The 21,067-nt window shown below is 74.6% G+C and carries 22 protein-coding genes, 1 tRNA gene and 1 pseudogene; 13 read left to right on the top strand and 11 right to left on the bottom strand.

Annotated elements, in window-relative coordinates; genetic code table 11:
• Together ABZ641_RS07185 and ABZ641_RS07180 are read left to right on the top strand one after the other, a co-directional pair.
• A pseudogene (locus ABZ641_RS07185) lies at nt 1–363 on the top strand (RNA helicase); the annotation flags it as partial.
• A gap of 142 nt (nt 364–505) precedes the next feature.
• Nucleotides 506–1,315 (top strand): TIGR02452 family protein, encoded by an 810-nt coding sequence (locus ABZ641_RS07180; RefSeq protein ID WP_344627809.1) that lies wholly within the window; start codon nt 506–508, stop codon nt 1,313–1,315.
• A gap of 62 nt (nt 1,316–1,377) precedes the next feature.
• Here ABZ641_RS07180 and ABZ641_RS07175 read toward each other — a convergent pair whose 3' ends face one another.
• Nucleotides 1,378–1,680, bottom strand: a complete 303-nt coding sequence (locus ABZ641_RS07175) for a hypothetical protein (RefSeq protein WP_344627810.1) — start codon at nt 1,678–1,680, stop codon at nt 1,378–1,380.
• Between the two features lie 142 nt (nt 1,681–1,822).
• Between ABZ641_RS07175 and ABZ641_RS07170 the strand changes: the two genes are divergently transcribed.
• The gene (locus ABZ641_RS07170; RefSeq protein WP_344627811.1) at nt 1,823–2,956 is read left to right on the top strand and encodes a low temperature requirement protein A; all 1,134 of its coding nucleotides are present in this window, start codon (nt 1,823–1,825) and stop codon (nt 2,954–2,956) included.
• A 30-nt stretch (nt 2,957–2,986) separates the two neighbouring features.
• Here ABZ641_RS07170 and ABZ641_RS07165 read toward each other — a convergent pair whose 3' ends face one another.
• Nucleotides 2,987–3,799 carry a tyrosine-protein phosphatase gene (locus tag ABZ641_RS07165; protein WP_344627812.1) on the bottom strand — a complete coding sequence of 271 codons (813 nt, stop codon included), beginning with the start codon at nt 3,797–3,799 and terminating at the stop codon, nt 2,987–2,989.
• 67 nt (nt 3,800–3,866) lie between these two features.
• Entirely contained in the window at nt 3,867–4,616 is a 750-nt protein-coding gene (locus ABZ641_RS07160; RefSeq protein ID WP_344627813.1) for an SDR family oxidoreductase, read from the bottom strand.
• Nucleotides 4,617–4,698: 82 nt separating this feature from the next.
• On the opposite strand from ABZ641_RS07160, the gene ABZ641_RS07155 reads away from it, so the two are divergent.
• On the top strand, nt 4,699–5,262 hold the full coding sequence (locus ABZ641_RS07155; protein WP_344627814.1) for a transglutaminase family protein: 564 nt from the start codon (nt 4,699–4,701) through the stop codon (nt 5,260–5,262).
• A gap of 37 nt (nt 5,263–5,299) precedes the next feature.
• Here ABZ641_RS07155 and ABZ641_RS07150 read toward each other — a convergent pair whose 3' ends face one another.
• Nucleotides 5,300–6,508, bottom strand: a complete 1,209-nt coding sequence (locus ABZ641_RS07150) for a crosslink repair DNA glycosylase YcaQ family protein (protein WP_344627815.1) — start codon at nt 6,506–6,508, stop codon at nt 5,300–5,302.
• A gap of 138 nt (nt 6,509–6,646) precedes the next feature.
• On the opposite strand from ABZ641_RS07150, the gene ABZ641_RS07145 reads away from it, so the two are divergent.
• Nucleotides 6,647–7,321: a nucleotidyltransferase domain-containing protein gene (locus ABZ641_RS07145; RefSeq protein ID WP_359979806.1), complete on the top strand. Its 675-nt coding sequence runs from the start codon at nt 6,647–6,649 to the stop codon at nt 7,319–7,321.
• 121 nt (nt 7,322–7,442) lie between these two features.
• Nucleotides 7,443–7,515, top strand: a tRNA-Lys gene (locus ABZ641_RS07140).
• 61 nt (nt 7,516–7,576) lie between these two features.
• Here ABZ641_RS07140 and ABZ641_RS07135 read toward each other — a convergent pair.
• The 5 genes from ABZ641_RS07135 to ABZ641_RS07115 form a co-directional block, all read right to left on the bottom strand.
• A complete protein-coding gene (locus ABZ641_RS07135) occupies nt 7,577–8,140 on the bottom strand; it encodes a flavoprotein (RefSeq protein WP_359979804.1) in 564 nt (187 codons plus the stop codon).
• 109 nt (nt 8,141–8,249) lie between these two features.
• The gene (locus ABZ641_RS07130; protein ID WP_344627817.1) at nt 8,250–8,873 is read right to left on the bottom strand and encodes a hypothetical protein; all 624 of its coding nucleotides are present in this window, start codon (nt 8,871–8,873) and stop codon (nt 8,250–8,252) included.
• Between the two features lie 221 nt (nt 8,874–9,094).
• Nucleotides 9,095–9,280 (bottom strand): hypothetical protein, encoded by a 186-nt coding sequence (locus ABZ641_RS07125; RefSeq protein ID WP_030271341.1) that lies wholly within the window; start codon nt 9,278–9,280, stop codon nt 9,095–9,097.
• Between the two features lie 44 nt (nt 9,281–9,324).
• Complete coding sequence (locus ABZ641_RS07120) at nt 9,325–10,188, bottom strand: methyltransferase domain-containing protein (RefSeq protein ID WP_359979802.1); 864 nt, start codon at nt 10,186–10,188, stop codon at nt 9,325–9,327.
• Entirely contained in the window at nt 10,185–11,594 is a 1,410-nt protein-coding gene (locus ABZ641_RS07115; protein ID WP_344627713.1) for a cytochrome P450, read from the bottom strand. Before ABZ641_RS07115 ends, ABZ641_RS07120 begins: the two co-directional genes overlap by 4 nt.
• Before the next feature lie 320 nt (nt 11,595–11,914).
• Here ABZ641_RS07115 and ABZ641_RS07110 point away from each other — a divergent pair, with 320 nt between their 5' ends.
• From ABZ641_RS07110 to ABZ641_RS07080, 7 genes are all read left to right on the top strand, one after another.
• Entirely contained in the window at nt 11,915–12,283 is a 369-nt protein-coding gene (locus tag ABZ641_RS07110) for a hypothetical protein (RefSeq protein ID WP_234443622.1), read from the top strand.
• A 127-nt stretch (nt 12,284–12,410) separates the two neighbouring features.
• Nucleotides 12,411–13,313 (top strand): ABC transporter ATP-binding protein, encoded by a 903-nt coding sequence (locus ABZ641_RS07105; protein WP_234443623.1) that lies wholly within the window; start codon nt 12,411–12,413, stop codon nt 13,311–13,313.
• Entirely contained in the window at nt 13,310–14,194 is an 885-nt protein-coding gene (locus ABZ641_RS07100) for an ABC transporter permease (protein ID WP_344627712.1), read from the top strand. The genes ABZ641_RS07105 and ABZ641_RS07100 overlap by 4 nt, the downstream gene beginning before the upstream one ends.
• Before the next feature lie 77 nt (nt 14,195–14,271).
• Nucleotides 14,272–15,477 (top strand): cytochrome P450, encoded by a 1,206-nt coding sequence (locus ABZ641_RS07095; protein ID WP_359979798.1) that lies wholly within the window; start codon nt 14,272–14,274, stop codon nt 15,475–15,477.
• Nucleotides 15,474–16,718: an FAD-dependent oxidoreductase gene (locus ABZ641_RS07090; RefSeq protein WP_344627710.1), complete on the top strand. Its 1,245-nt coding sequence runs from the start codon at nt 15,474–15,476 to the stop codon at nt 16,716–16,718. The genes ABZ641_RS07095 and ABZ641_RS07090 overlap by 4 nt, the downstream gene beginning before the upstream one ends.
• A 2-nt stretch (nt 16,719–16,720) precedes the next feature.
• Nucleotides 16,721–17,683 carry a Rieske 2Fe-2S domain-containing protein gene (locus ABZ641_RS07085; RefSeq protein ID WP_344627709.1) on the top strand — a complete coding sequence of 321 codons (963 nt, stop codon included), beginning with the start codon at nt 16,721–16,723 and terminating at the stop codon, nt 17,681–17,683.
• The gene (locus ABZ641_RS07080) at nt 17,680–18,459 is read left to right on the top strand and encodes an alpha/beta hydrolase (protein WP_344627708.1); all 780 of its coding nucleotides are present in this window, start codon (nt 17,680–17,682) and stop codon (nt 18,457–18,459) included. The genes ABZ641_RS07085 and ABZ641_RS07080 overlap by 4 nt, the downstream gene beginning before the upstream one ends.
• 197 nt (nt 18,460–18,656) lie before the next feature.
• Here the strand turns inward: ABZ641_RS07080 and ABZ641_RS07075 are convergent, their stop codons facing one another.
• Together ABZ641_RS07075 and ABZ641_RS07070 are read right to left on the bottom strand one after the other, a co-directional pair.
• Entirely contained in the window at nt 18,657–18,989 is a 333-nt protein-coding gene (locus ABZ641_RS07075; RefSeq protein ID WP_344627707.1) for a YciI family protein, read from the bottom strand.
• A gap of 15 nt (nt 18,990–19,004) precedes the next feature.
• On the bottom strand, nt 19,005–21,067 hold a 2,063-nt coding region (locus ABZ641_RS07070; RefSeq protein WP_359979795.1), incomplete at its 5' end, for an NHLP bacteriocin export ABC transporter permease/ATPase subunit.

The following is a 21,067-nucleotide window of genomic DNA, read 5'->3' as shown; positions in this document are numbered from 1 at the left end:
CGTGGTGGCCGTTCCTTCAACCGTGACGACCGCGGTGGCCGTTCGTTCGGCGACCGTGACCGCGGTGAGCGCGGCGGCTTCAACCGTGACGACCGTGGCGGCTTCAACCGCGACGACCGCGGTGGCCGTTCGTTCGGCGACCGTCCGGCCCGCTCCTTCGGCGACCGCCCGTCCTTCGGTGACCGCGACCGCGGCAACAGCGGCAGCAGCCGTCCGTTCGCCCGCCGCGACGACCACCGCTCCGGCGGCCGTCCGCAGGGCTTCGGCCGTGACGACCGCGGTGGCCGTTCCTTCGGCGACCGTGACCGCGGTGAGCGCGGCGGCTTCAACCGCGACGACCGCAAGCCGCGCTGGAAGAACTGACGCCTCACGCGCCTTGGTACGGGCCCGCTCCACTTCGGTGGGGCGGGCCCGTCCGCGTTCCCGGGCGGCCGGGCGCGGTGTTGTTCTCGGAATGAGAATAATCGATGGCGGACTCCCCGGGGCGGCGCGTAGCGTCACCGCCATGAGTCGAATGCACCAGGTGGCGGTCGAGAACGAGGAGATCGCCGAGCGGGGGAACTACCGGACGCGGGCCGGTGCGGTGGTGGAGATCGGGCCGGTCCTGGCCGCGGCCCGGGCCGGCACGGTCTCGTACGGGCCGGACGAGCCGGCGGGCCCCGGCGCGGGGCCGTTCACGGGGGCGGTCGAGGTCACGGCCGAGGGCAGCATCCAGGCCGGCGCACGGCTGGTCGCGGCGGGCGGCGAGCACGTCGCGGTGCTGAACTTCGCCTCGGCGCGGAACCCGGGCGGCGGCTACCTGCGCGGCGCCAAGGCCCAGGAGGAGGACCTCTGCCGCAGTGCGCTGCTCTACCGGTGCCTGCTGGAGGCCCCGGACTACTACGAGGCGCACCGGGCCTCCGGTGACCTGCGGTACAGCCACCGGGTGATCTGGTCGCCCCACGTGCCGGTGGTCCGCGGGCCGGGCGGGCTGCTCGCCGAGCCCTACGCGCTGTCCTTCCTGACCTCGCCCGCGCCCAACGCGGGCCAGCTGGCGCTGCGCTCCGGCGGCCGGCCGGTGGACGTGGCCGGGGTGCTCGCCGAGCGGGCCGTCCGGGTGCTCGCCGCGGCGGCCCGGCACGGCGTCCGCGAGCTGGTGCTGGGGGCCTGGGGCTGCGGGGTGTTCCGCAACGACCCGGCGGTGGTGGCGGACGCCTTCGCCGCCGCCCTGGCGACCCACGGCGCCGCCTTCGACCGGGTGGTCTTCGCGGTCTGGGACCGCTCACCGGTGTCGGCGAACCGGGCGGCCTTCGAGGCGCGCTTCCCGGCGGCCTGAGCGGCACCCGGGCCGACCCGCGGCCGGGCGGGGCGCCTGCCCGGACCCTCGGGGCCTTCGGGTCAGTTGCTGCGGCGGGTGGCCAGGGCCGAGGCGGTGGCCACCACGGCGGTCACCGCAAGGACGGAGGGCCAGGCGCCGATCTTCTTCGCCAGCGGGTGCGAGCCGCCGAACGCCGCCACGTAGAGCCCGGTCAGCGCCGCCGCGGTGGCCGGGCCGGCCTGGCGGTTCCACTGGACGGCCGCGGTGGCACCGGCGGCGGCGAGCACCGCCCCGCCGAGCTCCCGGCGCCCGCTCCACCGGGCGGTGCCGTACCCGCCGATCAGACCGGCCGCCGCCACCGCCGTGCTCGGGACACCCGCCATTTCCGTACTCCTCGCTCCGGGGACTCTCCTGCGACCCTAACCCGCTCGGCCGGGTGCCCCGGGCGGGGGCACGTCACCGGGCGGGCACCGGTGCGGCCGAAATCCCGCCCGCAGGCGGCCGAGTTGATCCATACTCGCGCCCGTGACCACTGCCACCAGGACCACCGCCGTCGAGGGCGAGGCCGAACTGCGGGTCGGCCCGCTGGAGCTCTTCTTCGACCTCGTCTTCGTCTTCACCATCACCCAGCTGACCGCCAGCCTGGTGCACCACCTGACCCCGGGCGGGCTGGTGCGGGTGCTGGTGATGCTCGCCGTGATCTGGTGGATGTACGACGCGTTCATCTGGCTCACCAACGCGATGCCGCCGTCGACGCACCCGCGCCGGGCCTTCCTGCTGCTCGGCATGACGGGCTTCCTGATCGTCTCGCTCGCCGTGCCGCACGCCTTCGACGGCAGCGGGGCCGCGTTCGGCTGGGCGTACCTGCTGGTGATCGCCGTGCACACCGGGATGTTCGCGGCGGCCGGGGTGGCCCGCGGGTCGGTGCTGCGGATGGGCGGACTGAACCTGGTCATCGCCGTCCTGGTGGTGGCCGGAGGCTACCTGGAGGGTTCCGTCCAACTCGCCCTGTGGACGGCCTCGCTGGCGTTGCAGATCGCCAACCCGTACCTGGTCGACCTGCCGCAGTTCCACCTGCGGGCGGACCACTTCGTGGAGCGGCACGGGCTGGTGGTGATCGTGGCCTTCGGAGAGTCGGTGGTCGCGCTGGGCGCCGGCGCCGCGGGCCACGAGGAGCTCACCGCCGGGCCGGTGGGCGCGGCGGTCTGTGCGCTCGCGGTCTGCATCGGCCTGTGGTGGGCCTACTTCGGCCACGACGACGACGAGCGGACGGTCGCCGTGATGGCGGTGCTGGACGACGCCCGGCGCAACCGCGTGGCGATCCGCGTCCACAACCTCGGCCACTACGCGCTGCTGCTCGCGGTGATCCTCTTCGCGGCGGGCGCCGAGTCGGCCGTCGCGCACCCGACGGCGGGGCTCTCCACCGCCCGGGCCGCGGTGCTGGCCGCCGGCCCGGCGCTGTTCCTGGTCGCTAACGCCGGGATCCGCCGCACCTTCGGGCTGCACCCGCTGCTGCCCCGGCTGGTCGCGGCAGCCCTGGTCGCGGCGACCGTCCCGCTCGGCACCGGGAGGTCGGCGCTCGTCCAACTCGGGGCGATCGCCGTGCTGATGGCCGCGGCCTTCGCCTGGGAGGAGCGGCACCGGCCCGCCCGTGGCTGAGCCGGTGTCGCGCCCTTCCGGCCCGGACCCTCAGCCCAACTTGGCGCGCAGTGCGGCCAGTTCCTCCGCGGTGACACCGTGGGCGAGCAGGTAGCCCTCGATCGAGCCGTGCAGCTCGCGCATCCGGGCGAGCGCGGCGAGCAGGCTGTCCGCCTCCACCGGGTGCGAGAGCTGCTCCTCGCCGTTCTCGTCCAGGTACGGCACCGGCCCCTTGTCCAGGCCGAGGTGCACGTTCGAGCGCAGGAAGTCCTCGACGATCTCCTCCTCGGACAGCCCGGCCAGGTGGTGCACCACGGCGACGGTCAGACCGGTGCGGTCCTTGCCGACGGCGCAGTGGACGACCGCGGGCGTCCCGTCCGGTGCGGCCAGCCGGCGGACGGTGCCGGCGATCGCGGCCCCGCCGGTCTCGGCCATGAAGAGGTAGACCGGGAGCGACCCGGACGGCCACTCGATGCCCGTCTCCGAGCGGTCCGGCAGCAGCGGCAGGTGGTGGTCCAGGTAGTCCAGGCCGTGCCGCTCGTCCGGCCAGCGGCTGCGCTCGGTCGACGTGCGCAGGTCGACGACGACCCGGATGCCGAGCGCCTCCAGCGCCCTGGCGCCCTGCGGGGTCAGCAGGGCGAGGGTGCCGGAGCGGAACAGCACGCCGGGGCGGACGGTGCCCACCCCGGCGTCCCGGAAGTTCGGCACGTCCGGGACGGTGCCGTGCGGCCGGGACCGCTGGTAGTCGAGGCGTGCCGGGATGTCGGCGACCGCCCCGGACGTCGCACCGGCGGTGACGGTGGAGGCAGTGGCAGTAACAGCGGCGTCGGTGTCGACGGCGTCGTCGAACTCGCTCTCGGTCATGGGGCCAACGGTAGGCCGCCCGGCCCGCCGGGCGGGCCCGATCGCGAAACCCGTTCCGCCGCGCCGCTCACCGCCCGCCGGCGATGTCCACGAAGGCCCCGGTGCTGTACGAGGAGGCGGGCGACAGCAGGAAGAGGATGCTCTCGGCGACCTCCTCCGGCTGCCCGCCGCGGCCCATCGGGAGCCCCGGCGCGACCCGGTCGACCCGGCCGGGCTCGCCGCCCAGCGCGTGGATGCCGGTGTGGATCAGACCGGGGCGCACCGCGTTGACCCGGATGCCCTCGCCGGCGACCTCCAGGGCCAGGCCGCGGGTCATCGAGTCCAGCGCGCCCTTGGAGGCCGCGTAGTCCACGTACTCGTTGGGCGAGCCCAGCCGGGACGCGGCCGAGGACACGTTGACGATCGCCCCGCCGCGGCCGCCGTAGCGGGTGGACATCCGGCGGACGGCCTCGCCCGCACACAGGAACGGTCCGGTGATGTTGGCCGCCCAGATCCGGGCCAGCCGGTCCTCGTCCAGCTCGTCGAGGCGGCACTGCTTCTCCAGCGTGCCGGCGTTGTTCACCAGGCCGGTCAGCGTGCCGAGGCGCTCGTCGACCGTCTCGAACAGCCGCCTCGCCCCGTCGGCCCGGCTCACGTCCGCCCGGACGGCGATCGCGGTGCCGCCCGCGGCGCGGATGCCGTCCACCACGGCCTGCGCCGAGACGCTGTCGTTGAGGTAGTTGATGCAGACGCGGTGGCCGCGGGCCGCGGCCAGCCGGGCGGTGGCGGCCCCGATCCCGCGTCCGCCGCCGGTGACCACAAGGACTTCGTCGCTCATGGCCCCGACCGTAGCCGAACCGGCGGTGTCCGAAGGGCGGAAATCCCGGTCGGTCCGCACCCCGGCCCCGCAGGATGGCCGCATGACCGCACAGCCCACAGCCGCCGACGACCGGGCCCACCTGGCCGTCGACGCCACGATCGACCACGACCACCCCGCGATCCGCGCGCTCGCCCGCAGCCTGCGCGGGGCGAGCGCCGAGGAGACCGCGCGCGCCCTGTACCTGCACGTCCGCGACGAGGTGGCGCACTCCTACGACGTGGACCGGTGGAGCGCCGCCGTCCGCGCCTCCGACGTCCTCGCCGCGGGCGACGCCGTCTGCCACGGCAAGTCCCACCTGCTGGTCGCCCTGCTCCGTGCCGAGGGCATCCCGGCCGGCCTGTGCTACCAGCGGCTGGAGGCGCTGCACGCCCTCGCCGCGTACCGGCTGCCCGGGCAGTCGGAGTGGGTCCGGATCGACGCGCGCGGCAACCGGCCGGGCATGGACGCGCAGTTCGCCGTCACCCCGGCCGAGGAGCGGCTCGCCTACCCCGACGTCCCGCTGGAGCCCGGCGTGCACGCCGCCGTACCGCCCGTCCTGGCCGCCGGCCTCGCCCGGGGCGTGCCGGGCGTCGCCTCCTTCGACTACATCCCGACCGCGCTTTGAGTGGTCAACCCCAGGGGCGCTGTGGCATCCCGAGCGCCTACGGAGTCGCCTCGCGGAGGGCGGCGATCCGGGGGGCGCGGCTCTTCGGCGAGTCCAGGCTGAAGCCGCGGGCGTCCCCGAGCTCGTCGCGGACGAACGCCTCCGTGCGGTCGATCGCCGCGCGCAGTGCCGCGTCCTCCGGTACGTACAGCCGGTGCACGATCTCCCGCTCCCCGGGGTCGTACTCCCACAGCCCGACGATCCGGCCGCGGTCCACCACGACATGGGTCTGCGGGTCGGCCTCGGAGCCGAAGGTGCGCCCGGCCCGCCCGCCCGGCAGGGTCCGTCCGGCGTCGGCCGCGTCCAGCAGCCGGGGCAGGTCCCGGTGCAGCAGGTGGATGCCGTCGATCCCGGCGACCAGCGCGTACGAGGGTTCGGCGGGGGGCACGAAGGCCTCGAACTCCGCCACCAGGGAGGCCGGCAGCAGCAGGTCGGTGCCGGGCAGGGTGACCAGGTCGAGCGGGGCCAGCGCGGCCTTGGCGGTCGCCGCCGTGAACCCGGTGAACCACCTCAGGTGCCGGACGGCCGCCGGCGCGGCCCACGACAGGTACCGCTCGGCGAGCTCCGCGGCGGAGCCCTTCACCGGCTGGTCCCACCGGACGTAGCCGTAACGCTGCTGGTCCAGGCGGCCGTTGACCGGTACCCGGCGGGCCTGGCCGCGGGCCTGCAGCAGCCCCAGCGCCAGCGGCAGCGTGGTCGACACCCCGCGCTTGCGACCCGCCTCGCCGAGCGGGCGGACGGCCCCGCCCGCCGCTTCGCGGATCGCCGCCGGCTCCAACGGGTCGTCGGGCGACAGGAGATGGCCGAGGGTCAGGCAGAGCTTCTCGATCTCGTCCCGGGTCACGCCCAGGTGCTTCACCGCGGAGGTGATCTCGCTCTCCGGGGCACCCGCGCCGGCGGCCAGGCCGAGTGCGTAGTCCGCAGCAGGCAGGACGTAGGTGCAGCCGCGGGCGGACGGCAGCTCGTGCACCTCCAGGGCGGCCACCGCCGTGTCCACCGCCTCCCGGCCCAGCCCGGCCCGGGCGAACAGGCCCAGGTAGGGGGCGGCGCCGCCGACCGACCGGGCCCAGCCGGCCGCGCTGAGCACCTCGGCCGGGGAGGCGCCCGCGTGCGCCGGTTCGGGGCCGCCCGTCAGCCACTGCCGGTGCGCCCACCAGGCCCTGAGCTTCGCCGCCGGGACCACGCTGTCCATCAGCCCGTTCGCCATGGGCCCAGTATCGGCGCGCCGGAGCACGGGCGGCCGGAGCGACCTACCGACAATTCGGTCGCGCCCGGTGGCGGCCGCACGGCAGACTGCCTGTTCAGCCCCCACCGGTTCTGCCGGCCCCGACGGACGGAGACGCCCGTGCACGTCCTGCTCGCCGGCATCGTCGGCTCCACCGCGTACGGCCTGGCGCACGCCGGCTCGGACATCGACCGGCTCGGCCTGTTCGCCGCGCCCACCGTCGAGTTCCACGGCCTGCAGCGGCCGGCCGAGTCGCACGTCACCACCGCGCCCGACCGGACCCTGCACGAGGCGGCGAAGTGGTGCCGGCTCGCGCTCAACTGCAACCCCACCGCCTCCGAACTCGCCTGGCTGCCCGAGGGCCTGTACGAGGTGCGCACCGCGCTGGGCGAGGAGCTGATCGGCATCCGCCGGTCCTTCCTCAGCGAGCACGCCGTCCGCCGTTCCTACCTCGGCTACGCCACCCAGCAGTTCAGGAAGCTGACGACCCGGGACACCACCGACCCGGCCGCGCGGGCCAGGGCCGCCAAGCACGCCCGGCACCTCGTCCGGCTGGTCGAGCAGGGCCTCGCCCTGCACGAGACCGGCGAGGTCACCGTGCGGCTCGCCGACCCCGAGCGGGTCCGCGCGCTCGGCGAGCGCTACGCCGAGCGGCCCGAGGAGGCGGCCGGGCTGCTCGCCTCGGCGGAGGCCCGGTTCGACCGGCCCGGTGTGCTGCCGGCGGCGCCCGACGAGGCCCCGGCCGAGGCCTGGCTGCGCCGGGTCCGGGCCGTCCACCTGGACCCGGCGGCCTGACGCTCGTCCGCGCACCGGTTCGAGGCGCGGCGCGGCGCACAATCCCCTGGCGGCCCCCCGGGGATCACCGGGTAGGATCGGCCCCGGCGAGCGCTGTACCAGCACGGTCGTGCCCGCCGGCGGGCCGCTAGCTCAATTGGCAGAGCTGCGGACTTTTAATCCGTAGGTTCAGGGTTCGAGCCCCTGGCGGCCCACCGTCCCGCCGAAGTCCGGCACCGGCTCCCCGGTGCCGGACTTCGGCGTTCCGGGGCGGTTTCAGCCGTTGCCGCCCGTGCCGGTGAGGACGGGGCGGAGCAGGTCGAGGACGGCCGTCCAGCGGTAGGCGGCGCGGCCCTCGTCGGTGCGGGCCCGGTGCGGGACGGCGTCGCCGAACAGCACGCCCATCGACCGCAGCCGCTCCAGGCTCGCCCCGTAGGCGGGGTGGGCGGCCTGCGCCGCGTTGACGTACGGCTGGACGGCGGTCGGCGTGCCGAGGCCGTGCGCCTCGCAGAGGATGCCCAGGGCCAGGGTGTCGGAGATGCCGGCGGCCCACTTGTTGACGGTGTTGAAGGTGGCGGGGGCGACCGCGATCGCGTCGGCCCAGGGCAGCGGCTGCGGGCTGCCCGGGGTGCGCCAGGCCGAGCGGACGGCGTGGCCGGTCCGCGCCTCGACGGTCTCCCGGTCGATGAAGCCGAGTGCGGTCGGGGTGGCGATGACGCCGACGCCCCAGCCCTCGTCCTGGGCGGCGCCGATCAGGGTGCCGACGTCCGCCGCGATGCCCGCGGCGCAGACGACGACGTAGAGGAACGGCCGGTGCTGCTCGGTCAACTGCTCGGTCAAGCCTGGACTCCCCGGTGCGGTCGGCGGTGTGTGGCAGGTACCGGGACATCCTGCCCCGCCGGGCGCCCGCCGTCCCGGCCCGTGGCGGCGGACCGGAACGGACACCGCATCAGGGCTTCAGCAGCACCGGCGGGAAGAACGGCCGGGACATCTTCAGCCGGTAGGCCATCGAGACGTCGTCGATCAGGAACGGCACCTTGTTGGCGGCGTCGTCCACGGAGAAGAAGGAGATCACGGCCTTCTGCTCGGTGGAGGAGTAGAAGGCGCTCGGCAGGGTCACGGTGACCTGCTGGTAGCCGCTGCCGCTGTCCTTGTTGGTCCGGCTGGCCAGGGTGTACGGGGTGCCGTCCGGCGCGGTGGCCTCGACGGTGAGCTCGTGGTAGCCGAAGGTGGCCGGGGTCGGGGTGCCGATGTGCACCCAGAAGGTCAGCACCGGCACCCGCAGGGCCGGGATCGTCACCTGCTGGGTGATCCGGTCCATGCCGGGCCGGCCGTGGCCGCCGAGCTCGGCCTTCCAGGTGCCCGAGTGCGCGGGCAGCGCCGGGTCGTCGGTGATGATCCCGGTGCCGAACGGCAACGAGAACGTGTTCCACCCGCTGGCGCCGGACTCGAAGTCGGGGTTGGCGACGCCGGCCGGTGCGGCCTGCGCGGCCGGGGCGGCCAGCAGGCCGACGACGGCGGCTGCGGCGAGGGCGGAAGTGGCGATGCGCGCCTTCCGGAACATGGCCTTCATGACTCTCCTGATCGGGGTGGCCGCCCGCACCTGCTGCCGGTGCCCGGGGCGGCGGAGTTCCTGCTGCGGCCCGGGGCCGCAGCAGGAACGTACCGTCCACCACTGACACCACCGGGGTGGAACCGGTTCCCGATCTGATGCACGGTCATGTCCGTGCCCAGGTGCGGGGGCGAACGGCCGGGCGGTGGCCGGGGCAGCGCTGCCCCGGCCACCTGGCCCGGTCAGTAGCGCGGCTTGCGGGTCAGGGCGATGCCGCCGAGCAGGAAGGCCACACCGAGCACGCCGGCGATGACGGCGTCGGTGGTCTGCGCGGGCTTGTGGCTGGCGTCCATGACCGCGGTGACCAGGCCGGCCACGGCGCTGATGTAGCAGAAGATCGTGATGAAGATCTTCAGGTTGGGGTTCATCCGATGCCTTTCGTCGAGCGGTGCGGGTGGTGGTGCGGGGGCCCTCAGCGGGCGGCCCGCGGTCCGCGGCCCGCGGGTGCGGTCGCGGAGGCGGTGAGGCCGAGCAGCATCACCCAGGCGTCGGGGTCCGACCGGAAGCGGTTCCAGCGGTCCGCCGCGAGGGCGAGTTCGGCCAGCGAGAGGACGCCCCGGGCCACCAGCGGCTCCAGCCGCTGCGGGCCGAGCTGCGGGGCGAAGGCGTCCGTGGGGTGGTCGTCGTTGGTGGTGGCGAAGGGCCGCAGCACGACGTCATCGAAACCGGCGGCGCGCAGCAGTCGGGGCAGCCGCCGGCCGATCGCGCGGTCGCCGCCCGCCGTCCGCTGGGCGGCGGCCATCTTGGCGTGCACGCCCGCGAGTTCGGGGTAGGACGGGTCGGCGGCGCCCCAGCAGGCGGAGTCGACCTCGGTGCAGGCGACCCGCCCGCCGGGCCGGAGCACCCGCCGGACCTCGGCGAGCACCGCCGCCGGGTCGGGCACGTGCTGGAGGACGTACCGGAGCAGCACGAAGTCCACGCTGCCGTCCTCCAGCGGCAGGTCGGCGCCGTCCGCGACGAGCAGGGTGACGCCGGGGCCGGCCGCCCGGGCCAGCAGCTCGGCGTCGATGTCGGCGGCGACCAGGGCGGTGTCGTCGGGCAGGGCGGCCCGCAGCCGGCGGGTGACCGCGCCGGGGCCGGCGCCGAGTTCGAGCACGGTGCCGCCGGGGACGGCGATGCCGAGCTCGCGCAGCAGGTGCAGCTCCTCGGCGAAGGAGAGCGCGGCCTGCGCCTCCAGCCGGTCGAGTTCGGCGGCCAGCCCGCCGCCGGTGGTGCGGGCCGGGTCGTAGGAGCCGCCGACCGGGCGGTCCGGGGTGGTGGGAGCGGGGGCGGTCATCGGGGCCTCGCGATCATCGTCATGCCGTTCTTCGGACGGAGCGTCACCAGGGCCTCCGGCTCGACCGCGAGGCCGTCGACGACCTCCAGGCGGACCGACTGCAGCAGGGTGGCCAGCACCAGGACGGCCTCCAGCAGCGCGAAGTGCTGGCCGACGCAGATCCGGTCGCCGCCGCCGAACGGCAGGTAGAGGTGGCTGGGGAAGGACGCGCCGTCGAAGCGGTCCGGGCGGAACTCCTCGGGCGCGTCCCAGTGGTCGGGGTGCCGGTGCAGCACCCACTGGCTGACGCAGACGAGCGTGCCGGGCTCCACCCGGTAGCCGCCGATCACGTCGGGGCCGATCGCGCGCCGGGAGATCAGCCAGACCGGCGGGTAGAGCCGCATCGCCTCCTGGACGGCCCGCCGGCAGGCCGGCAGGTCGGGCAGGTCGGCGGCGGTCGGCGGGCGGCCGCCGAGCACCCGGTCGATCTCCTCGCGGACCCTGGCCGCCTCCTCGGGGTGGCGGTCGAGGAGGTAGAGCGTCCAGCTGAGCGACTTGGCGGTGGTCTCGTGGCCGGCCATGACGATGGTCAGCACCTGGTCGCGGAGGTCCTCGTCGGAGACCAGGTGGTCGCCGGACATCATGGTGTCGAGCAGGTTCCCCGCCCCGCCGTCGGTGCCCCCGACGGCGTCGCCGCCGGAGACCGGGCAGCCGGCCGCCCGCCGGGAGGCGATCAGGGTGCGGGTCACCGTGTTGAGGAAGACCCGCGCCCGGCTGAAGGCGGCGTAGCGCTGCGCGGTGTCGGCCGGGTCCGGGTCCGGGTCGGGCACGTAGTGGCCGATGCACCGGTTGACGGCGTCGACGGCGCGGCCGAAGCCCTCGCCGATCCCGTCGATGTCGGCGCCGAGGATCGCGTGCGTGAGGATGCCGAGGGTCAGCGCGGTGAGGTGGTCGTCCACGGCGATCGGGCTGCCCGCCTCGACGGACGGGCGCCAGCGCTCCAGCAGCGCCGTGGTGGCCTCGGTGACGATGCCGTCGAAGCTCCGCACCGAGCTGGGGCGGAAGGCGGGCGCGGTGAGCCGGCGCTGGCGGGCCCAGTCGGCGCCGTTGCTGGTGAGCAGGCCGTTGCCGAGCAGCGGACGCAGCATGGCGTCGTCCGGGGTGTCCTGCTTGGTGTAGTTGGCGCCGTTGTCCTTGAGGACGTGCCGGGCGTACTCGGGCCGGTTCAGCAGGTAGACGGTGTCCCCGCCGGCCCGGTGGCGGGTGATGTCGCCGTAGGTACGGGCCAGGTCGGTGATGAAGGCGAGCGGTGCCTCGCGCATCACCGCCATGTCGATCTCCTCCGGCGGACCGGGCGGCAGCGGCAGCCCGGAGCGGTCGGAGCCCGGGGTGCGCGGGCCCGGGTGCGTAGGCGCGGTTCGGACCACGTCCGTGTGTCCCTTCGGGTCGGCTGCGGCGGCGTACGCGGATGCGTAGGCCCGGCGCGATACGCAGAAGGAATTCGCCGAATACGTACGCATCCTGCCGCCGTACGTATTCGGATGCGTATTCCGATGCGTATTCCCATACGCATTCCTGCCATCTCGCCGCCCGAAATCTACCGCACGCCCCCGACGTGCTCAATACTTACTCTCGGCACCGGAACTGACGTCTTGGCAGGCCATTTCCCGGCATGTCATCGTTCATTTGTCGGCAGCGCAGCAAGGCGCCGCCGGTGAAGTCCGGAACCGAGAAAAGGAAAAGTCTTATGGCTTTGGACCAGCGGAAGCGGGCCGAGTTCGTCAACGGCTACACCCGCGCCCTGATCAGCGCCTGGTCGAGCGAGGAGTACGCGGCCCGTCTTCGGACGGACGCCCGTGCCGCGCTCGCCGAGGCCGGCCTGGAGCTCCCGGCCGACGCCGAGATCGTGATCGTCAACACCGCCGCCGAGGGCGAGCAGGAGGGCAACCTGGAGGTCCAGGTCGAGCTCTTCGAGATCGGCCTCGCGACCGGTCGTTACGAGTTCCACATCCCGGAGACCCCGCAGATCGACACCGCCGAGCTCAGCGAGGGCGACCTGTCGGACATCGCGGCCGGCGGCAACTCCTGCTGCTGCCCGTGCTGCTGCTGCACCTGATCCCACCGATCAACCTGATCACCACCTAGGAGCGATCCAAGTGGCTACCGCCGTCGGGGAGAACCCCGTCTCCGTCCGCGGCCTTCGCAAGAGTTACGGCGACTGGCACGCGGTACAGGGTCTGGATTTGGACATTCACGCAGGCGAGGTCTTCGCCCTGCTCGGGCCGAACGGCGCGGGCAAGACGACGACCGTCGAGATCCTGGAGGGTGTCCGGCAGCGAACCGGCGGTGACGTGCGGGTCCTCGGCCACGACCCGGCCGAGGACCGGCGCGAGTGGCGCGCCAGGATCGGGGTCGTCCCCCAGACCACCGGCGCGTACAACGACCTGACGGTGCGCGAGGTCGTGGAGCACTTCGCGGCGTTCTACCCGGCGCCGCTCCCGGTCGGCCAGGTCATCGACATGGTCGGACTGGGCAAGCACGAGAAGAAGCAGAGCACCGACCTCTCCGGAGGCCAGGCCCGCCGGCTCGACGTCGCCGTCGGCATCGTCGGCGACCCCGACCTGATCTTCCTGGACGAACCCACCACCGGGTTGGACCCGGTGGCCCGCCGGGAGGCCTGGGACCTGGTCCGCTGGTTCTCCGAGCGCGGCCGCACCACCGTGCTCACCACGCACTACCTCGACGAGGCCGAGGCGCTCGCCCAGCGCGCCGCGGTGATCGTCGCCGGACGGGTGGTCCAGTACGGGCCGCTCGCCGACTTCGGCGACCGCGCGAAGACTCCGACCACGGTCTCCTTCCGGACACCGCCGGAGCTCGCGCACCGCCTGCTGCCGCACCTGCCGCACGGCGCCGAGGCCGAACCGGCCACCGCCGACGGCCTGCTGCGGATCCGCACCCACACCCCCACCGCACTGCTGTCCGTGCTGGTGCCGTGGGCCCGCGAGGCGGGCGTCGCCGAACTGCCCGAGCTGCGGGTGCACCGCCCCACCCTGGAGGACGTCTACCTGGACCTCATCCGGCAGAACATCGGCGGCACCGACCGCGGTACCGACCCCGTCGACGGCGCCGAGGAGGGCACCCGATGACTCTCGCAGAGGCCTCCCCGAACTCCCCGGCGCAGGCCGCCCCGGCCGGCGGTGCGGCCCGCGAGCCGCGCCGCACCGCGCCGATGCCGGGCGTCTGGCGGGCCGGCATGGCCCGCTCCCGGGTCGAACTGCGGGCGTTCTTCCGCAACAAGCAGTCCCTGGTCTTCACCCTGATGTTCCCGGTGATCCTGCTGGTCGTCTTCGGCTCGATCTTCTCCGGCAAGGTGGCCGGCACCGACACCGACCTCAAGCAGGTGTTCATGGCCGGCATCATCGCCGCCGGCGTGATGAGCACCTCCTTCTCGGGCCTCGCCATCAACGTCGCCATCGAGCGGGACACCGGCACCGTCCGCCGGCTCGCCATGACCCCGATGCCCAAGTCCGCGTACTTCGTCGGCAAGCTCGTCCGGGTCGTGGTCACCACCGTGCTGGAGACGGCGCTGCTGCTCGGCATCGCGCTCACCCTGTTCGGGCTGCCGCTGCCGAGCACCGCCGAGCGCTGGGCCACCCTCGGCTGGGACCTCGCCCTGGGCACGGTCGCCTGCGCGATGGCCGGCGCCGCCTACTCCGCGGCCATCCCCAACAGCCGCTCCGCGGCGGCCGTGGTCACCCCGGTCTTCATGGTGCTGCAGTTCATCTCCGGCGTGTTCTTCCCGTTCGGCCAGCTGCCGCACTGGATGCAGACCACCGCCGCGTTCTTCCCCGTCAAGTGGATGGCGCAGGGCTTCCGTTCGGTGTTCCTGCCGGACTCCTTCCAGGCCGTCGAACCCGCCGGGAACTGGGAGCTCGGGCACATCGCCCTCGTCCTCGCGCTGTGGACGCTGGGCGGCCTCGTCCTCACCGCCATGACCTTCCGCTGGCGCGGCCCCCGGGTCCGCTGACGGCACGCCGGCCGGGTCCCCGCGGGACCCGGCCGCGCACCACCGAGCACGCCCACCGACAGTCAGGAGTCGCCCCGATGACCACGGCGCCGGTGCGGCTGCCCGAGCACCTGATCCACCCGTTCGCCCCCGCCGGGCGGCCCGACCCGTACCCGGCCTACCGGTGGCTGCGGGCCAACGACCCGGTGCACCACGACACCGCCTCCGGCTTCTGGCTGGTCACCGGGCACGCCGACTGCGCGACCGTGCTCCGCGACCCCCGGCTGTCCGCCGCCCGCGGACAGCGGGAACGCGCCCGCGAGGACGCCCTCCCGCCGTCGATGCTCACCACCGACCCGCCCGACCACCACCGGCTGCGGGCCCCCGGCGCGCTGCTGCTCGGCCCGGCCGCCGTCCGCTCCGTCGCCGACGGCATCGCCGCCGACACCGACACCCTGCTCGACCGGCTCGCGGCGGCCCCCGGCCGGCCGGACGCCGTCGCCGACATCGGCCGCCCGCTCGCCACCGCCGTCTTCGCCCGGCTCTTCGGCCTGCCCGACGGCGAACTCACCCGCTTCGAGACGCTCGCCCGGGCCGCCTCCGCCAACCTCGACCCGATGGCCCCGCCCGCGCGGGCCGCCCTCGGCCGCACCGCCGCCACCGCCCTCGGCCGCTACCTCGACGCCCACACCGTCCGGCTGACCGCCCAGGGCGCCGACGTGCCGCTCGCCGCGCTCGCCGCGGACACCCGGCTCACCCGGCCCGAGATGCTCGGCATCCTCAACCTCGCGGTGGTCGGCGGCTGGCAGCCGCTCGCCGAGTTCGTCGGCAACGCGCTGCACTCGCTGCTGCCCGACCGGGCGGCCGTCCGCCGCCTCGCCGCCGCCGACGACGACCTCGCCCGCCTCGCCGTGGACGAGCTGCTCCGGCTGGAGGCGCCGATCCCGTTCACCGCCCGGGTCGCCACCGCACCCGTGCCGCTGACCGGCGGCACCCTGCCCGCCGGCGCCCGGGTGCTCGCCGTCATCGCCGCCGCCAACCGCGACCCGGACGTCTTCGAGGACCCCGACACCCTGCGGCTCGACCGCCACCCCAACCCGCACCTCGCCTTCGGCGGCGGCCCGCACTTCTGCCTCGCCGCCCAGCTGGTCCGCCAGGCCGGCGCACTGCTGCTGCCCCGGCTGGTCCGCCGCTTCCCCGCGCTGCGCGGCCCCGACGGCCCCGCCGCCTGGGACCTCACCCTGGTGCCGCGCAGGCTGCGCGCCTACCCGGTCGACCTCTGCCCCGCCGGGGAGGCCCGATGAGCACCGACGTCGTCGTGGTCGGCGCCGGCGCCGCCGGCCTGGCCGCCGCCCGCCGGCTGCACCGGGCCGGGCTCACCGTCACCGTCCACGAGGCCCGCGACCGGGTCGGCGGCCGCATCCGCACCCACCGGCCCGCCGACGGCGGCCCGCCGCTGGAGCTCGGCGCCCAGGTGGTGCACGGCGACCGCAACCCCGTGCACACCCTCGTCGGCACCGGCAACACCGCCGCCGTCCCGCGCCGGATCACCGCCCGGATCGTCGAGGACGGCACCGACCGCCCGATGGACGTCCTCGGCCGCGGCCGCCGCGCCCCCTGGCTGCTCGAAGCCGCCCTGCACACCGACCCCGGCCCGGCCGGCCTGTCCGTCGACGGCTGGCTCACCGCCCGCGGCAGCACCGGCGCCGAACGCCGCGCCGCCGAGGAGTGGTTCCGGCAGAACTGGGCCGCCGACCCCGCCCTCATCGGCACCCGCGGCATCGCCGCCGCCCACCGCGGCGAGCACGTCGGCGACGGCGAGTACGCCGTCCGCGGCGGCTTCGACCGGCTGCCCCGGCTGCTCGCCGAAGGCCTGGACGTCAGGCTCGGCGACCCCGTCCACGAACTCCACTGCGCCGACGGCCGGGTGACCGCCCGCACCGCCGCCGGCCGTACCACCGCCGCTGCCGCCGTCGTCACCGTGCCCCCGGCCGTCCTCACCGCCGGCAGGCTCCGTCTCACCGGCCTGCCCGCCGAGGAACTCGCCGCCAGGACCGCGGCCGCCGCCCGGCTGCCGCTCGGCGACGGCTACTGCCTGGTCGCCGTGCTGGACCGGCCCGCGCCCGCCACCGCGATCGTCCTCGACACCGACGGCACCGGCGGCTTCCTCCGCTGCGCCGAGGGCCGCCCCGAGGTGCTGTTCGTCGCCAAGGCCGCCGCCGCCGACCGGCTGCGCACCGCCGCCGCCGACCCCGCCGCACTCACCGCCCTGCTCGCCACCGCCCTGCCCTGGACGGCCGGCGCCGCGGTGCTGGACACCGAGACGGCCGACTGGGGCCGCGACCCCTACGCCGGCGGCGCGTTCACCGCCCCCTCGGCCACCGCCGGCGACGCCGCCCGGCAGTGGGCCGAACCCCTCGCCGGAGCGATCTTCTTCGCCGGCGAGGCCACCGTCACCGGCCACCGGCTGCCCTGGGTCCAGGGCGCCCTGGCGAGCGGCGAACGGGCCGCCGAGGAACTGATCGAGGCACTGGCGAAACGATGACCATGGAACAGACGACCGCGCACCACGGCTGGTACCTGCTGGCCTTCCGCTCCGAACTCACCGACGACATCACCCCGCTCGCCGTCGGCGGCCACCGCCTCATCGCCGTCAAGGAGGGCGACCGCGTCCGCGTCCTGGACGCCACCTGCCCGCACCGCGGCGCCCACCTGGGCTTCGGCGGCCGGCGCGAGGGCGACTGCGTGGTCTGCCCCTTCCACGGCAAGCGGATCGCCCTCGGCGACCCCGACAAGCACTGGTCGGTCGCCGAGCACACCGTCCTTGCCTGGGGCGACGCCCTCTTCGTCCGGCTCTCCGACGACCCCGACGGCGACCGCGGCTTCGAACAGGCCGTCAAGGGCTGGGCCGACACCTACCCGCTCGTCGAGGCCGTCGGCCTGCAGGTCGACGTCCACCCCGCGTACGTCGTCGAGAACGCCTTCGACCCCGACCACTTCAAGGCCGTGCACGGCGTGCCCGGCACCCGCGGCATGGCCGCCCGCACCGGCGACAGCGGCGAACTCGTCATCGAGGGCGAATTCCTCATGCAGACCTCGCCCTGGCAGGACGCCCGCCGGCTCGAAGAGATCCGCTGGCAGGCGATCCGCACCCGTACCGTCCGCTGGGACTACCGGCCCCGCTTCCTCGCCCGCGCCTTCAGCCCCTCCGTCGTCGTCACCGAATTCGGCCCGCCGGAAGAACTCCACGTCATCGTCACCGGCTCCGTCCCCGCCCCCGGCGGCGGCTGCACCGCCCGCGTCGCCATCGGCGTCCGCACGGACCAGCAGGCCGCCCTGCCCGCCCTCGTCGGCGGCAGCCGCAAGGCCCTCGAAGAGGACAAGGTCGTCTGGGAGAACCTCGACCCGCACGCCGTGCCCCGGTACGACGCCCGCGACGAACCCGTCCTCGCCTTCCGCGCCTTCTGCGCCGACTTCGCCACCCGGACGGCCCCGGGCGGTGCCCGATGACCGGCCCGCACGGCCTCCACCTGCACACCGAGGGCAGCGGACCCGCCGTGCTCTGGCTGCACGGCTACACCATGGACTCCACCGTCTGGCAGCCGCTCTGGCGGCTGCTGCCCGGCCACACCCACATCGGCGTCGACCTGCCCGGACACGGCCGCTCCGCACCGCTCACCCCCGGCCTCACCCTGCCCGAACTCGCCGCACAGCTCGCCGACATCGCCCGGGAGACCGGCGCCCGACGCGTCGTGGCACTCTCCTTCGGCTCCACCTCGGCCCTGCAACTCGCCCTCCAGGAACCGGACCTGGTCGAGAGGCTGGTGCTCGCCGCACCGACCCTGGCGGGCACCCCCAACGAGGACTCCGCCCGGCTCCGGTACCGCCAGCTGATGATGCTGCACCGGCTCACCGGCCCCGGCGAACAACTCGCCGACCTGTGGATGCAGTCCCCGCCCGACATCTTCACCGGCACCCTGCGGCACCCCGCCCTCCGGGCGTCCCTGCGGGCTGTCGTCGCCCGCCACGGCTGGGCCGAACTCGGCAACCGGGCCATGGACGCCCTCACCGCCCACCGGCACACCCCGGACGACCTGCGGCGGATCACCGCCCGCACCCTGGTCGTCGTCGGCGACGAGGACATGCCGGCGTTCGTCCGCAACGGCGAACTCCTCCGGGACACCCTCACGGACGCCCGCCTCCTCACCCTCCCCGAAACCGGCCACCTCCCCCTCCTCGAACGCCCCGAGACCCTCGCCCCCACCCTCGCCCAGCACCTCGCCTGAGGAGAGAAACTCACAGGGGCGCGGGGAACTGCGGAGGGCACCACCAGGGGCGCGGGGAACTGCGCAGTCCGGGATCGGGCATCGTGACGAATTCGGGCCGAGCCCTGGTTCGTACGGTGAGCCCCATCCGGACCGCGCAGTTCTCCCCCAGCCTTCGGCCGGGAGGTACCCCCACGCGCCCCTGATTTCGTGTCTCCCTACTCCGCCGGCCGCGGAGGCCGGTCGCAGAGGCGGGTTTCGACGCGGGCTCCCGGGCTGACGGGCAGCTTCGCGGCCCAGTGCAGCGCATCCTCCTCGGAGGCGACGTCGACGATCCACAGGCCGCCGAGTTCCAGGACGCCGGCGGCTGCGCGTTCCTCGCCCTCGGCGGCGGTGGGGCGGGCGAGTTTGGCGCCGTAGACGATCCGGACGCCGGCTTCGGCGAGTTCCCGGCCGAAGGCGCGGTTGGCGGTGAACCGCTCCTCGCGTTCGGCGGGTGTCATGGCGTCCCAGTCGGTCTCCTGGCCGAAGACCAGCAGTGCGTACTCCATCTCCGTCCTTCCGGTTCACATCTGGCGGCTGGCGAGGCGGGCGAACAGGCCGTCCCGGTCGGCGAGCAGTTCTTCGTAGCGGCCCTGCTGGACGACCCGGCCCTGGTCCATGACGATGATGCGGTCGGCCTCGGCCACGGTGGAGAGCCGGTGGGCGATGACCACGCGGGTGGCGTTGAGCCGGCGGGTGGATTCGGTGACGAGGCGCTGGGTGGGGTTGTCGAGGGCGCTGGTGGCTTCGTCGAAGAAGACGATGCGGGGACGCGAGACCAGAGCGCGGGCGATCATGAGGCGTTGCCGCTGGCCGCCGCTGAGGGTGCTGGTGCCTTCGGAGAGCACGGTGTTCATGCCCATGGGCATGGCCGCGATGTCCTTGTCGATGCCGGCCATCTCGGCGGCGGCCCAGGCGTCGTCGAGGGTGTGGTTGGTGGAGCCGACGATGTTGGCCTTGATGTCGCCGGCGAGCAGTGCGCCGTGCTGCAGGACGACGCCGCACTGGCGGCGGACGGCGGAGACCTCGAGTTCGCCGAGGTCCTGTCCGTCGTAGAGGACGGTGCCGCTCTCCGGCTTCTCGAAGCCGAGGAGGAGCCGCAGCACGGTCGACTTGCCGCTGCCGGACGGGCCGACGATGGCGACGAACTCGCCGGGCTCGATGCCGAGGGTGACGTCCTGGAGGGCGGCGGGGCCGTCCTGGCCGTAGCGGAAGGTGACGTGGCTGAGCCCGATCCGGCCGGACAGGTCGCCGGGGTCGGCCTTGGAGTCGTCGACCTCGGGCCTGGCCTCCAGGATCGGCCGGAGCCGTTCCAGCATCGGCACGACGCCCATGGCGGTGACGGCGGCGGAGGTGAACTGCAAGCTGGAGGCGATCAGCAGGTTGAAGGCGGTGAAGAAGGAGAGGAAGACCGGCACGGGCACACTGCCGTCGAGCGGTCCGGCGATGACGCCGAAGACGACCACCGAACAGACCAGCGGGAAACCGGCGTTGAAGGTGGTGACGGCGTTCTGCACCCGGCGCGAGTAGGCGGCCAGGCCTCGGCCGCGGCCGAACTCGCCGGCCCAGACGCCGAACACCCGGTCCTCGGCGGCGGTGACCCGCAGTTTGGGCACGGCGGTGAGCAGTTGGAAGACCCGCGAGGACATCGCCTGCTCGTGCGCGTACAGCTTGCGCTGCCAGCGGACCTCCACCCGGCCGGCGACCAGGCCGAAGCCGACGCCGACCAGGACGAGGGCGGTCGCGAGGCCGGCCAGCCGCAGGTCGTAGAAGTAGACCAGGACGAGGTTGGCGAGGCCGGTGAACAGGCCGAGGGTGGCCGTGGTCATCATCCCGGAGAGGGTCTCCTGGGCGGCGCTCACGCCGAGGACGGTGGTGCCGAGTTCGCCGGTGGAGTACGAGGAGAAGAACGAGGCGGGCAGCGAGAGCAGTCGCGTCCAGACGCCGACCTGCATGGCCGCGGTGGAGCGGCTCTCGATCCGCAGCACGGCGATGTTCTGGACGACGGAGAGCGCGGCGACGGCCATCGCGGAGCCGATCACCACGACCGCGCCCTCGGTGATGAGGTTGCGCTGGGCGTGCGCGACGAAGGTGCCGAGCACCTCGCCGGTCATCACCGGGACGAGCAGGCCGACGACTGCGACCAGGGCGGCCATCAGCGAGAACATCCACAGGTCGCGGCGGTTGTTGCGGAGCCCGAAGCGGAGCAGTCCGCCGACGCTGCGCACGCTCGCCGGCAGCGGCCGGTACAGCACGGTGGCCTTGTTCTGCAGTTCGGCGGCGAGCGCGGGGGTGAGCGGGGTGACGGTGCCCTGGTCGGCGAGCACGTACCGGCCGCCGACCGGCAGCAGGGCGACCGCCCTGCCGGTCTTGCGGTAGCCGACCATCGGGCCGAGGTCCTGCCGCCACCAGCGGCCGTCCAGCCGGACGGAGCGGGTGCGCACCCCGGAGGCCAGGGCGATGGCCTGCAGGTCGTCGAGGTTGCGGTCGTGGCCGTTGCCGGCGACCGGCGGGCGCACGGTGAAGCCCTGCTGGGCGGCGACCAGCCGGGTGGCGGCGAGGGTCGGCGGGTCGCCGGCGGCGTCGG

The organism is Kitasatospora sp. NPDC007106 (assembly GCF_040634455.1).
Taxonomy (GTDB): domain Bacteria; phylum Actinomycetota; class Actinomycetes; order Streptomycetales; family Streptomycetaceae; genus Kitasatospora; species Kitasatospora arboriphila.
Note: the sequence above shows the minus strand (reverse complement) of the source record. Positions and strands in the feature narration are given on the sequence as shown.